Origin of the sequence: Flavobacterium johnsoniae, assembly GCF_001879205.1 — a bacterium.
Classification (GTDB): Bacteria; Bacteroidota; Bacteroidia; order Flavobacteriales; family Flavobacteriaceae; genus Flavobacterium; species Flavobacterium johnsoniae_A.
In genome coordinates this window covers 245,506-258,172 of the sequence record NZ_MLFK01000007.1, presented here as the reverse complement: position 1 = coordinate 258,172, position 12,667 = coordinate 245,506, and the positions used below count along the sequence as shown (strand labels likewise).

Annotated in this window: 12 protein-coding genes; 2 read left to right on the top strand and 10 right to left on the bottom strand. The window is 34.5% G+C overall.

Annotated elements, in window-relative coordinates; translation table 11 throughout:
- Nucleotides 1-37 precede the first annotated feature (37 nt).
- From BKM63_RS12690 to BKM63_RS12655, 8 genes are all read right to left on the bottom strand, one after another.
- Nucleotides 38-1,522 (bottom strand): carboxypeptidase regulatory-like domain-containing protein, encoded by a 1,485-nt coding sequence (locus BKM63_RS12690; RefSeq protein ID WP_071636947.1) that lies wholly within the window; start codon nucleotides 1,520-1,522, stop codon nucleotides 38-40.
- 54 nt (nucleotides 1,523-1,576) lie between these two features.
- Complete coding sequence (locus tag BKM63_RS12685; protein WP_071636946.1) at nucleotides 1,577-2,938, bottom strand: CsgG/HfaB family protein; 1,362 nt, start codon at nucleotides 2,936-2,938, stop codon at nucleotides 1,577-1,579.
- Between the two features lies 1 nt (nucleotide 2,939).
- Nucleotides 2,940-3,344: a curli production assembly/transport component CsgF gene (locus BKM63_RS12680; protein ID WP_071636945.1), complete on the bottom strand. Its 405-nt coding sequence runs from the start codon at nucleotides 3,342-3,344 to the stop codon at nucleotides 2,940-2,942.
- 16 nt (nucleotides 3,345-3,360) lie between these two features.
- Nucleotides 3,361-3,648 (bottom strand): CsgE family curli-type amyloid fiber assembly protein, encoded by a 288-nt coding sequence (locus BKM63_RS12675; RefSeq protein ID WP_274253715.1) that lies wholly within the window; start codon nucleotides 3,646-3,648, stop codon nucleotides 3,361-3,363.
- Nucleotides 3,649-3,683: 35 nt separating this feature from the next.
- Complete coding sequence (locus BKM63_RS12670) at nucleotides 3,684-4,091, bottom strand: hypothetical protein (protein WP_071636944.1); 408 nt, start codon at nucleotides 4,089-4,091, stop codon at nucleotides 3,684-3,686.
- Between the two features lie 8 nt (nucleotides 4,092-4,099).
- Nucleotides 4,100-4,624: a hypothetical protein gene (locus BKM63_RS12665; RefSeq protein ID WP_071636943.1), complete on the bottom strand. Its 525-nt coding sequence runs from the start codon at nucleotides 4,622-4,624 to the stop codon at nucleotides 4,100-4,102.
- Nucleotides 4,625-4,692: 68 nt separating this feature from the next.
- Nucleotides 4,693-5,538 carry a hypothetical protein gene (locus BKM63_RS12660; protein ID WP_071636942.1) on the bottom strand — a complete coding sequence of 282 codons (846 nt, stop codon included), beginning with the start codon at nucleotides 5,536-5,538 and terminating at the stop codon, nucleotides 4,693-4,695.
- Nucleotides 5,539-5,936: 398 nt separating this feature from the next.
- Nucleotides 5,937-8,126 (bottom strand): glutamine synthetase III, encoded by a 2,190-nt coding sequence (locus BKM63_RS12655; RefSeq protein ID WP_071636941.1) that lies wholly within the window; start codon nucleotides 8,124-8,126, stop codon nucleotides 5,937-5,939.
- A gap of 428 nt (nucleotides 8,127-8,554) precedes the next feature.
- Here BKM63_RS12655 and BKM63_RS12650 point away from each other — a divergent pair, with 428 nt between their 5' ends.
- Together BKM63_RS12650 and BKM63_RS12645 are read left to right on the top strand one after the other, a co-directional pair.
- On the top strand, nucleotides 8,555-9,571 hold the full coding sequence (locus BKM63_RS12650; protein WP_071636940.1) for a glutamine synthetase beta-grasp domain-containing protein: 1,017 nt from the start codon (nucleotides 8,555-8,557) through the stop codon (nucleotides 9,569-9,571).
- A 214-nt stretch (nucleotides 9,572-9,785) separates the two neighbouring features.
- On the top strand, nucleotides 9,786-10,760 hold the full coding sequence (locus tag BKM63_RS12645) for a TerC family protein (RefSeq protein WP_071636939.1): 975 nt from the start codon (nucleotides 9,786-9,788) through the stop codon (nucleotides 10,758-10,760).
- 162 nt (nucleotides 10,761-10,922) lie between these two features.
- Here BKM63_RS12645 and BKM63_RS12640 read toward each other — a convergent pair whose 3' ends face one another.
- The gene (locus BKM63_RS12640; RefSeq protein WP_071636938.1) at nucleotides 10,923-11,441 is read right to left on the bottom strand and encodes a hypothetical protein; all 519 of its coding nucleotides are present in this window, start codon (nucleotides 11,439-11,441) and stop codon (nucleotides 10,923-10,925) included.
- 91 nt (nucleotides 11,442-11,532) lie between these two features.
- Nucleotides 11,533-12,402 carry an alpha/beta hydrolase gene (locus BKM63_RS12635; protein WP_071636937.1) on the bottom strand — a complete coding sequence of 290 codons (870 nt, stop codon included), beginning with the start codon at nucleotides 12,400-12,402 and terminating at the stop codon, nucleotides 11,533-11,535.
- Nucleotides 12,403-12,667: the final 265 nt, after the last annotated feature.

The following is a 12,667-nucleotide window of genomic DNA, read 5'->3' as shown; positions in this document are numbered from 1 at the left end:
CAGATTAAATTATGTTGGTTATTTTGGCATTTCTACATTATTCCCAATCGGGCATCGAGCTTCCGGTAAACAGAACGGTTCTTGAATTGGTCACTCCAATACTTGTTTTTACAATATTTTTTATTGAAATACCGTCGTTTGAAGTATTTGTAAATATTAGTTCTGATTCGTTTGGAGAATACCGAACATCTAAATCATTTGTTCCCGAAGGTTTTTCGGTTGCAATTTGATACGAAGAAGCGGTTACAAAATTATATTCGAAAATTCTGGTATCTAACTGTCGATAGGTTGAGTTTTCAAAACCTGTAATGTCTTTGGTATATATCAATCTTAATCCGGTAACCGAGAAATGCACACTGCCAATTGCCCCTGTTTGTCCTGCAATTACAGAGGCTGTAACAGCTCCCAATGTATTGATGATATAAATTTCGGCACTATATCCGTTTGCATCGTTTACTTTAACGGCAATTTTTGTTCCATCGGCGCTCCAATCGCATTCAGATATAAATTTGCCGTTTGGCGTTTGGAATATTTTGGTTAGACCGCTTCCGTCACTGCTTATCCGGTATAGTTTATCAAAATTTGGATAAATAAATTCACTTCCCGAAGCATTCCAGGAATATCCTATATAATCTGCATTAAAACCTGCGATTGGAACTGAATTTGTCACTCTCTTAATTTCGGTTCCATCAAAATTCATTGTATAAATATCGTTTTGTGAGCCGTTTGTTGCAATAAAGGCGATTTTTTTAGACTGATGATTTCTTCTTGGACGCCACGAATTTTTATCTGAACTGGTTAACTGATATTGTTTCCCGGCATCATCTGATGTAAAAATCACATTGTTGTCGCCTATTTTCTTTACAAATAAATATCTTGTAACGGGAAACGCTATTGTTGTAAAAGCATTTACAGCACTTAAAACCGGAGTGTTTATTCCGTCGCTAACCTCAACCTGCCAATAATATTTTGTTCCAAATAAAAGATCTGTCAGAGTAAGTTTTTTGTCTTTTATATCTTCAAAAGTTTTCACTTCGCTGTTACTGTCATTTCTAAGAATAACTTTAAAGGTAAGCACATCCGTATTCGGGTCTGTGGCTGTCCAGGTTAAATCGAGCGAAACGGCCTGCGCAGTGCTGTTATCTGCCGGACTTACCAAAGCCGGAACTGTTGGCGGTTTGTTGTTTGATATCGATTTGCTGAGTTCGAATACAATTTCTGATGTATTATTTGTTGTTACGCTTATGGCTTCAAATTTTGCTGCATATCCGTCTTTTTGTGCCTGAAAAGAGTATTCTCCTACTTTTACGTTCGAAACGGTAAATTTTCCGGTTTCATCTGTAAATACGGTGCTTGATGTTGGACTTGATAATATTTTTACGTTTTCCATCGGCTCAAAAGTATCTGCCGAAACTACTTTTCCGGTAACAGTTCCATATTCTGATTCTCCTATTTTTTCTTCACTGCACGAAACCAAAAACAATAAAAAAAGTACACTCGCTATTTTGTATAAATACTTCATTATAATTTGTTTTTAAATTTAAATTTCATCTTTTTACTTTGAGATAACCTCTTTTCACTTTTTCTTTTTTGCAAAATAGTAAGTAAGCCCAAAACCAAATTTATAATAGTAATCGTCTCTGGTTCCTGCTTTTACATAATCGACATTATCACTAAAATTAATATTTTGCTCTCCAAATAATTTTATTCCAATTCGATCAGATGCCATATATTCGAGACCCAGCCCGTATTGCACTTTACCATAAGTGTTTTCAAATTTCTTGTTCATTGCTAATCCGCCGCCGCCATACAGATAAGGCGTTAATCGGTCTTTGGGAAGTAAAATCCATTCGAGATTAAGATCATACGTGATATAACCCACATCGAGTAAATTTTTGTTGGCAAGATTTACAACATTTGTAGAAGCACTGATATTAAATCCGGGGGTAATAAAGTATTTCAAAGCGCCGCGCCCAAATGGTCTTAAAAGAGGATCTTTGTAATCTCCATCCATTAAGGTTGTACCTCCTGAAATTTCGATTGCAAATTTACTTCTTCTGTTTTCCAGATTTCTTCCGTATAAGGCTCTTGTATCGGCAGTTTTAGTTTCTTCATTATAGGCTTTTAGTAAATTATCAACCTGCCATTTTGGTGCATCGGCTTCCCAGATATTATCCTGCAGACCTTCTAGAACTAACGATTCAACCGCTTTTTCTATGGCTTCTGTTACCGCCATGTGAACGGGCTCGTTGGTGGTGTAACCTGTTTCAACTTCTAATAGTCTTTTAAAATTTACATATCTGAATAAGCTTTCATCTATTGCCTGTGACAGAATGGTTTTGGAGATGTAAACTGATTTTAAAATTTTTCCGTTTGAGGTTGAAATCATTCTTAAATAAATAGTTACACGATCCTGGCGGTATTTTACTGATGCGCCGGCACCAAAATACCGAGCGCCAAAACCTCCTGTTATAATATTAGAATCGTACGAAACGATACCGCCTTCTAATAAAACTCCAGCATACAATAAAGGGGTTAACTGTGGTTCATTTGGATTGGCGTTTTTTACATACTCCTGTCTGGTGGCACGAATTAAATTTCGCTCCTGAAGCAGGTTTCCGATATTTTCACGTTCAATTGGTATAAACCATTTTGAATCTTCTAAAGCCTTTATTAAAATTGAAGTCGCGCCCTGTGTTACAGCCGTGCTAAAACTGCTTCCGTTTTCCTGTGGTTTGTATTGTCCGGTTTGGTCACGGAATTTATAAACCCCAACTACAACTTGTTCTTTTGGTTTTGGCAGGTCTTTTAATAAAGATGTCGCAGGAGTACTTTCTCCTAAAATTGCTTTTTCAACTCCGGTTGGCTGATTAAAATATGCACCGCAGCCCGTAAAAAGAAATACGATCAAAGTAAATAGGTAGTAATGGAGTCTCATGTTATTTATTTGGAATGATTACCTGAGTTTGTTCGCCTGTATTGGTGTCTAAAATATTCAGCGTAAGTCCATCTGCTGATGGATAAACGTCAATAGAATAGCTCCCGAAGGTGTAAGAACCCTCTTTAATTCCATCAGTACCAAATTGTTGTTTGTAAAGTGTGCTCGAAATCTGGCTTAACAGCTGCGAATTTAAATTGGCTTTAAATCGCTCTAAGTCTGTCTGCTGTTTTGTTTCGGCTGTTTTATCTTTTTGCTTATTTTGAGCCTCGGCACTGCTCAAAAGCCATTGATAATTAAAAGTATCTCCGCCAAATGCAGGGTTTACAGGTTTATAAACTAAAGCCTGCGCATTTATAAATGGAGAAATAAGCAGGAATACTACGAGGGTGGTTATAAATTTCATGTCGTTAATAATAAAATTAATACTGAGTGAAATATTTGCGCTCTTTTTCTTTTTCTTTCAAATAGGTAAAAGTTGCATTTACAGATTCTTCTGCAACAGCGTCTAAAAATTCGTCGTCTGGTCTGGCCAAAAACTCGTATATAACCTCATTGTCGATAGACACGGTTATAGCGGTGTTTCTTGCAAAACTATATTCTTCACCTATTGTAACTATTTTGTCAGCGTTGATTCCAATATCATTGTACTTGTAATAATACCTGTCATAAAAATCTTTACCCATTTTGGTTTTGGTATCATCCGTAATAATTCCTCTTAAAATAAATCCGTCAACCGGAAGAATTACTGGATCATCTTTTTTTTTTCTTCACCCAAAACCACGCGGTCTTTTGAGATTATCTGCTTGTTTTCGTCATAGAACAAAAGCAGCACTACTACTGCATCATCTTCCAGAAGATTGATTTGTGATGTTGATAATTTTTGTATCTCATTTGGCTGCAGGGTAAAAACTCCAACTTGGTCATTATTTGACTGATTATTACTTTTATTATTATTTTTTATTACAGACAATCTGTACGAAGCGCTTCTTATAACATCTGTTAAGTTTTCTGCCGTACCGGTAATTTTTACATTACCTTCAACCTTTTCAATTTCTAATTTTGCTTTTATTTTATCCTGCGGCACCTGACCGTAAAAAACCAGTGTAAAAAGCAGCATTAAAATGGTAATATGTCTGTTTAAAAAACGCATGTTTTAATTTATTTGTTGATAAGAATTATGGAAGCTCCATTTCCTGTTTGGGTAATTTTCATGTTTTTTGACAGTGAATTGGTTCCAATATTTTGAATGTTCTGATTATCGCCTTTTTGAATCATTTCCATATTTACATTATAATTTGTGTTTAATGTAAAATCGTTGATCTTATTGTTGTTTCCTTGCTGTACAACATTTTGCGTAATCGTTTTGGCTTTTTTATCTAAAAGCAATTCGTTTACATTGCCTTTTTGGTCAATAGAAACTTTGGTTTCATTTGATTGTAAATTGGCTCTGACTTTATTTAAATCTCCAATCTGCTGGATTTGAATTCCGGGCTGGATTTTCGAGTTTAAATCGTTTACCGCTTTTTTATCCAAAACCGAAACTACACTCATGGCACTTTCTTTTGAATTAAAAAGAGAAGAACTATAATGATTGAATTCAGAGTTGTCTTCTTTATTATTCTGGCCATAAAAAGCCGGACAATACAGAATCAACAAGAGTATATATAGAATGAAATTTTTCATTTTGATATATTTTAAATTAAAAAAATGTGACAGCCGTTCTACGGCTATCACATTTTTGTTTTAAGCCTTTAGTTGCTTTGAGTAACAGAGATTACATTGCTGTTTCCTTTAGAGAAAGCAATACTGCTGTGAGCAGCTCCTGTTTGAGTTACAGTTGCTTTGTTTAAGTTACCAATCTGCAATGTGTTTTCAGTTAACTTAGTTCCGTTTTGTACAGATGTAGCTTCGTTATTATCACCATATTGATAGTGGTTTGAAGTGTTTTTATCTGCAGCAGAAGTTCCGCTTGGAGAAGTTTGTGTCTGCCATGATTTATTAGAAACACCACCTTGGCTTGCATAAGCTACGTTGTTGTCTCCTTTTTGAGTTTGAGTTGCCTCATTTTTACTGTGAGGACCAACCGGAACGCCAACAGCATTAACATATCCTAATTGAGTTGCGTTAAAAGGAAGTCCTGTTGGTTTTTCGTTACCAGTAGTACCTTGGTCAATGGTAGCTGTGTTACTGTTACCTGTTTGTGTTTGCCAGGCTTTGTCAAATCCGCCTGTTGAACTTGGTGCATTAACAATTTGATCTTGCCAGATAGTAGCTGCGTTGCTGTTACCTTTTTGTGTTTGATAAGCCTGGTTGTCATGGTTACTTTGAGAAATAAACGCTCCGTTGTTGTTACCATCTTGTTTTACGTCAGCTTTGTTGCTTACTGCAGTGTACAAAGCAGGCTGAATTCCCTGATAAACCTCAGATTTGTTCGAATTTCCTAACTGATCTATTTTAGAATCATTAGTTGTTCCGTTTTGGTTTACAATACCAGTGTCAGAATTTCCAACTTGGTTTACTGAAGAGGTGTTTCCTTGCGCAAACGCCGCTACTCCCACAAACAGCATCGCTGAGATGCTTAAAATTACTTTTTTCATAATAAATATATTTAATTGGTTATTAATACAACTTATTATGCAGGTTTTGATTTGGGGGGCGAAAATCTGGGGGGACTTTACATCTTCATTCGAAAATAAAATCGAATCTTATTTTCTTTTTCTCTTGACCAAAATTAGAAAACTTATTAATATCCGATTCATGTAAAAACACCTATTTTTCAATTACTTAACCTCTTTTCGATGAACTGTAAAACTATCTCGATGAACTACTGAATTGTCAAAAAATTTAAGTAAGAAATTACTTTCTTATTGCAATTTCTTTACATTTACCCCCAAACATTTGTTAAAAACAATGTTCAATATGTGTTATTTTAACATAACAATAAAAAAAGCCCATCTTTAATTAGATGGGCTTTATAGATGTGTATTGAATTATTTTACTTTGTAAACAACAATTCTCTGTATTTTGTTAAGGTCCAGCTTTCGTCATCAACTAAAAGTTCTAATTTATCGCAGTGATTACGAATATCCTCAAAATAAGGTTTTACTTTATTACAGTAAGCTTCGGCCATTTTTTGGGCATCTGTTAATTGATTTGCCTTTTTTCTTTCATTGGTCATTGCCAATACTTTAGAATTGATTCCTTCAATATGCCCTGATATTTCCTTAATTAAAGTAATTTGTTCTTTTGCAATCGTTTCAAACTCTTTTCCAAAGATTTCTTTTAAACCTTTTACATTTTCAATTAAAGTATTTTGGTAACGAATTGCAGTAGGAATAACATGGTTTCTGGCAATGTCTCCTAAAACTCGTCCTTCAATCTGAATTTTTTTGGTATATTCTTCTAATTCAATTTCGTAACGCGCTTCGGCTTCAACGTGATTAAAAATTCCAAGTTCAGCAAATAAATCCAAAGCTTGTTTAGAAACTTTAGCTTTAATAGCTTCGGGTGTTGTTTTAAAGTTGCTTAAACCTCTTTTTCCTGCTTCTTTCTCCCATGCTTCGCTGTAACCGTCTCCTTCAAAAAGAATCTTTTTAGATTGTTTGATGTATTCTCTTAAAACATTAAAAATAGCATCGTCTTTTTTCATGTCTTTTGACTCGATCAGATTCTCTACTTCATTTTTAAAGTCAATTAACTGTTTTGCTACAATTGCATTTAAAGTAGTCATTGCATTAGAACAGTTCGAATTGGAACCAACGGCTCTAAACTCAAATTTATTTCCTGTAAAAGCAAATGGCGAAGTTCTGTTACGATCTGTATTGTCTAATAATACGTCTGGAATTTTACCTACAACATTCAGTTTCAAATCTGTCTTTTCTTCTGGAGAAAGTTTTCCTGTTGTTACGCTTTCTAATTCAGATAAAACTTTTGTCAATTGTGCTCCAATAAATACAGACATAATTGCCGGCGGTGCCTCATTTGCCCCTAACCTGTGATCGTTGCTTGCTGTCGCGATTGAGGCACGAAGCAAGGTTTCATTATCATTTACTGCTTTTATGGTATTAATAAAGAAAGTCAGGAACTGTAAATTGCTCATTGGCGTTTTACTCGGACTCAATAAGTTCACTCCGGTATCTGTTGCCAAAGACCAGTTATTGTGTTTTCCTGAACCGTTTACTCCTTTAAATGGTTTTTCGTGAAATAAAACTTTAAAATCATGACGCTCTGCTACTCTCTGCATCACATCCATTAATAAAGAGTTGTGGTCTACGGCAAGATTGGTTTCTTCAAAAATAGGTGCCAGCTCAAATTGATTTGGAGCTACCTCATTATGACGCGTTTTAACCGGAATACCTAATAACATACATTCCTGCTCCAGATCTCTCATATAAGTAAGCGCACGAGTTGGGATAGATCCGAAATAATGATCGTCAAGCTGTTGTCCTTTTGCAGATGTATGTCCTAATAAAGTTCTTCCTGTCATCATTAAATCCGGACGTGAATTTGCCAAAGCTTTGTCAATCAGGAAATATTCCTGCTCCCAGCCCAAAGTAGCTGTTACCTTTTTTACATTTTTGTCAAAATATTTACAAACCTCTGTCGCTGCTTCGTCAATTGCAGATAATGCTCTTAATAAAGGTATCTTATTATCTAAAGCTTCACCTGTATAGGCAATAAAAACGGTTGGAATACATAAAGTGGTTCCATATATAAAAGCAGGTGAAGTTGGATCCCACGCTGTATAACCTCTTGCTTCGAATGTATTTCTGATACCGCCGTTAGGAAAACTCGACGCATCCGGTTCTTGCTGCACCAATTGTGCACCGCCAAATTTTTCTACAGGATCACTTCCGTCATACGAAGTTTCAAAAAAAGCATCGTGTTTTTCTGCAGTTGTACCTGTAAGAGGCTGAAACCAGTGTGTATAATGAGTAACGCCTTTTGCCAACGCCCATTCTTTCATTCCCATGGCGATATAATCTGCTAATTTTCGTTCTATCTTAGTTCCGTGCTGAATAGCATCTCTCACTCCTTTTAAAGCATCTGAAGTCAAATACTGCTTCATGGCTTTTTCATTAAAAACATTTGAACCAAAAAGATTAGATTTTCGATCAATTTCTTCAAAATGCACCGGCTTTCTTGTAGAAGCTTCTTTTAAAGCTTGGAAACGTAATGTTGACATGTGTATAATTTTAAAAATTCGTAATAATTTTCATTAAAAAAATGATCGACAAATATAAACAATAAATACCCCTGTTTTGCAGCTATATTTTAGAATTTTAGACAACAATTTTTCAACAGAAGGAGCTTTTTACCAAGAATAATGTTTGCCTTGTAAAGAAATATAACAAAAAACCTTAGTATTATTCATTAAATAAACATTTTTTCATAATTCCTTAACCCTAAAAACCAAAAACTTCCCTTTATTTTTACGAATTTATTTTTTTAAGGTGTTAAAAATTGCTTTTTTTAAAATATACCCCTTTGAAAATTGCGCTTCTCAAAAAAATTATAGTCCGATCAACAAAATAGCCCCCTAATTTTTAGGACTAAAAAAATAAATCTATATTTGACCCAGCGAAAAAACAAAAAAAATAAATTTATATTATTATGGCTAAAATTAAGTTAGAGTACATTTGGTTAGATGGATACGAACCAACTCAAAATCTTAGAAGTAAAACTAAAGTTGAAGAGCACGAAAATTTCAAAGGAACATTAGAAGAACTTGGAAATTGGTCATTTGATGGTTCGTCAACAAGACAAGCTGAAGGTGGATCTTCTGACTGTTTATTAGTTCCTGTTGCAATCTATCCAGATCCAACTCGTATCAACGGATGGTTAGTAATGTGTGAAGTTATGTATGCTGACGGAACACCACACCCTTCTAACGGTAGAGCTACTATTGATGATGATAATGATGATTTCTGGTTTGGTTTCGAACAAGAATACTTCATTATGGATACTAAAACTTTATTGCCATTAGGTTTCCCTGTTGGAGGTTATCCTGCTCCACAAGGTATGTACTACTGCTCTGTAGGTGGAAAAAACACTCACGGAAGAAAACTAGTAGAAGAACATGCTGATTTATGTATCGCTGCCGGAATCAACTTTGAAGGTATTAACCAAGAGGTTGCATGCGGACAATGGGAATTCCAATTATTCGCTAAAGGTGCTAAAAAAGCCGGAGACGAAATCTGGGTTGCTCGTTACTTATTAGATCGTTTGACTGAAAAATACGGTTACTATATTGAATACCACCCTAAACCTCTAGGAGATACAGACTGGAATGGTTCTGGAATGCACGCTAACTTCTCTAACAATGTATTAAGAACTTGTGGAGATCAGGCAACTTACGAAAGAATTTGTGAGGCTTTCCGTCCTGTTACTGCTGAGCATATCGCGGTTTACGGAGCTTACAACGACCAACGTTTAACTGGTAAACACGAAACTGCATCTATCCACGATTTCTCTTATGGAGTTTCAGACAGAGGATGTTCTATCAGAATTCCTTTAATGACTGTTCAAAAAGGATGGAAAGGATGGTTAGAAGACAGAAGACCAGCTTCAAACGGAGATCCATACAAAATCGCTGCAAGAATTATCAAAACTGTTAACTCAGCGCTATAATTTAAAGCTTAGTATATATTCTAAAAAGTGCCATCAATTACGATGGCACTTTTTTTTGTTGGTGTAAAAGTCAAATCGCAGTGAAAAACTTTGTCAAAGTTTAAAACTTTGACAAAGTTCCTGCATATTCTTTCGAAGTTAACTTTAACCTAATTAATTTTTCAGTTAAATTTCATAACTTACCTTTGTAAATCATTAAAAAAAAAAAATCATCATGATAGTCTGGACTTTGTTTTTACTAGCTGTAGTTTTTATTCTTGCCTTAGATTTGGGTGTATTCAATAAAACACCACATATCATTAGTACTAAAGAGGCCAGCAAATGGACTTTGATTTGGGTTACTTTATCCTTTCTTTTCTCCGGAGTAATTTATTGGCTATACACTACAGATTATATCGAAAATCCCGATGGCTTAAAACCTGCCGTTGCTTCTATGAAATTTATTACGGGATATTTAATCGAATTATCTCTAAGTGTAGACAATATATTTGTAATCGCTATTATTTTTGCCTCGTTTAAGATTCCGCAAAAATACCAGCATCGCGTTTTATTCTGGGGAATTTTAGGCGCGGTTATTTTCCGTGGTTTAATGATTTTCTTTGGGGTAATGCTGATTAATAAATTTACCTGGACCACTTACTTATTTGGATTATTCTTATTATTTACGGCCGTAAAAATGTTGTTTTCGGGAGAAGATGATGATTTTCAGCCCAAAGATTCTTTTATATACAAAACATTAGGAAAAATTATTCCTATTACTTCTCATATGGAACATGAGAAATTTTTCATTCTAACCGAAAAAGGAAAGAAAGCTGCCACCCCACTTTTTGTTGCCTTGATTGTAATTGAGTTTATGGACGTTTTATTTGCTGTAGACAGTGTTCCGGCTATTCTTGCCATTACTTCAGATCCGTTTTTGGTATTCAGTTCAAACATTTTTGCTATACTTGGATTACGTTCTATGTATTTCTTTTTGGCAAATATGCTGGCAAAGTTCAGTTATTTAGAATACAGCTTAGTTGCTATTTTAGCTTTCGTAGGATTAAAAATGCTGCTTCACGATTTCATTCACGTTCCGGAATGGGCTTCTTTAGGATTCATAGCCCTTTCTCTTTTAGTGGGAATTCTGGTTTCGCTTAAATTCGGAAAAGAAAAAGAACTTACTGATTCTGATTTAGACCATCATTAAAACTTTTAACTAGTTCTAATTAATTACTCCAACACATAGAAACATAGATTCAGATACTTTAAAAAGGCGTTTCACTTATTTTTAACAAACATAGGTTGAACTTTATTGAACCAAAAAAAAAAGGAAATCTTACGATTTCCTTTTTTTTTTTAAACTTGATAACTAGTTTAATTGCTTAACATTTGTATCGTCAATGTTATATTTCTTGATAACAGCATTATAATCTGAATAATCTGCTTTATTAACTGATTTACCGGTACTTGAAAAATATCCTGGAACGATAACAATTCTAAAAGTTTGATTATTCAAAAATTCCGGTGTTAGGGATAAATTATAATTTCCACCCGCATAAATTGTAAAATCTTCTTTGCTAAAGTCAAAATCATAATCAAGTTCTCCCTGAGAAGTATATAAAGTTCTTGGTATTTGTTGCCAAACCGGTGTACTTGCATCAATAGTTCCATTTAACCTATAAATCAAAATAACATCAGAAGGGAAGATTAAAGGAGTTAACTTTTGATAAATATTATAACCATCTTGAGTAGTAAATGCAAAGTTAACATTTTTAAGTTCAAAAACTTCTGCTTCTGGTCCTGGAACCCCCTGAGGCCCTTCATCTCCTTCACAGCTTGTAAATGCAAATAATCCAACAACTGCGAATAGTGTAAGTATCTTTTTCATAATAATTATTTTTTTAAGGTTTGTACTATAAAGGTATTCCAAAAATCAAACCAAAAAAAATCTTAAGGTTTAAAAATTTGACAATTTTTATTTATTTTTTGCTAACAACCTGATTTTTAAGCAGAATTTTATTAAAAAACAACACATGATAAGGCAGTGAATTTTCCCAATAGTCCCAAGTATGTGCTCCGGGACGTTCGGTATAATCGTGTTCTATTTTATTATATACCATTCTTCGGTGTAATTCTCTGTTGGGTTCTATTAAAAAATCATCAACACCACAATCTATAATTAAAGGAAGTTTGTTTGCTTTTATTTTATCCAGCATTCCCATAACGGCGTGCTGTGCGTATAATTCTGAGTTGTCGCTTTTGTCTCCAAAAACCGGCTGCATTAGTTTTACAACCTGAGCCGAAGATTCACGATTCAACATTGTACTCATATCTACTGCTCCACTCATACTTCCGGCAGCACAAAATAAATCAGGGTGTTTAGTTGATAAATAAAGCGCACCGTGTCCGCCCATAGAAAGTCCTGTAATTACACGTCCGTTTCTATTGCTTATTGTTCGATATGTTTTATCTACTTTCTGTATTACTTCCTGAGTGATAAAAGTTTCGAACTGGCTTCCTTTATTTACCGGACTGTCCAGATAAAAACTAAAGGTCTCACCTTCGGGCATTACGATAATCAGATTATATTGATCAGATAAGCTCTGAACCAGTTTTTTGTTTGGAGTATTTTTTAACCAATCGCTAAAATGTCCGTAAGCGCCGTGCAGTAAATACATTACCGGAAACGCCGTTTTGCTTTTGGCATAAGAATTTGGCAACACTACAGCCGCTTTGTAGGTTTTACTCATAGCTGTACTTGCAATTTGTAAAGTATCTACTTTTGCTGCGTATGACATTGACGAAATACACAGAAAAAATAAAAATACTAAAATTTTAAAATTTTTCATTTTGATAGTTTTTTTTCGATTAAAGGAATGTAAATATACTTTTTTCCGAATAAACTATATGAAAAATCCGACCAGCTTTATGCTAATCGGATTTATTATTTTATGCAACAGATTAAAATGATTCTAAGATTATTTTCCCTGAAAGCTGGTTTGCCACGAATTACACAAATTTGCACGAATTTATTTTTTGGCTGACTTATATAAAGACTTTAAAATCTTTATAATCCTTTAATCTGTGGCAAAAAATATCTCACATTCTTCACAA

Coding starts and splice junctions, on each gene's coding strand:
- BKM63_RS12690 (WP_071636947.1), bottom strand. CDS start 1,522: ATGAAGTATTTATACAAAATAGCGAGTGTACTTTTTTTATTGTTTTTG.
- BKM63_RS12685 (WP_071636946.1), bottom strand. CDS start 2,938: ATGAGACTCCATTACTACCTATTTACTTTGATCGTATTTCTTTTTACG.
- BKM63_RS12680 (WP_071636945.1), bottom strand. CDS start 3,344: ATGAAATTTATAACCACCCTCGTAGTATTCCTGCTTATTTCTCCATTT.
- BKM63_RS12670 (WP_071636944.1), bottom strand. CDS start 4,091: ATGCGTTTTTTAAACAGACATATTACCATTTTAATGCTGCTTTTTACA.
- BKM63_RS12665 (WP_071636943.1), bottom strand. CDS start 4,624: ATGAAAAATTTCATTCTATATATACTCTTGTTGATTCTGTATTGTCCG.
- BKM63_RS12660 (WP_071636942.1), bottom strand. CDS start 5,538: ATGAAAAAAGTAATTTTAAGCATCTCAGCGATGCTGTTTGTGGGAGTA.
- BKM63_RS12655 (WP_071636941.1), bottom strand. CDS start 8,126: ATGTCAACATTACGTTTCCAAGCTTTAAAAGAAGCTTCTACAAGAAAG.
- BKM63_RS12650 (WP_071636940.1), top strand. CDS start 8,555: ATGGCTAAAATTAAGTTAGAGTACATTTGGTTAGATGGATACGAACCA.
- BKM63_RS12645 (WP_071636939.1), top strand. CDS start 9,786: ATGATAGTCTGGACTTTGTTTTTACTAGCTGTAGTTTTTATTCTTGCC.
- BKM63_RS12640 (WP_071636938.1), bottom strand. CDS start 11,441: ATGAAAAAGATACTTACACTATTCGCAGTTGTTGGATTATTTGCATTT.
- BKM63_RS12635 (WP_071636937.1), bottom strand. CDS start 12,402: ATGAAAAATTTTAAAATTTTAGTATTTTTATTTTTTCTGTGTATTTCG.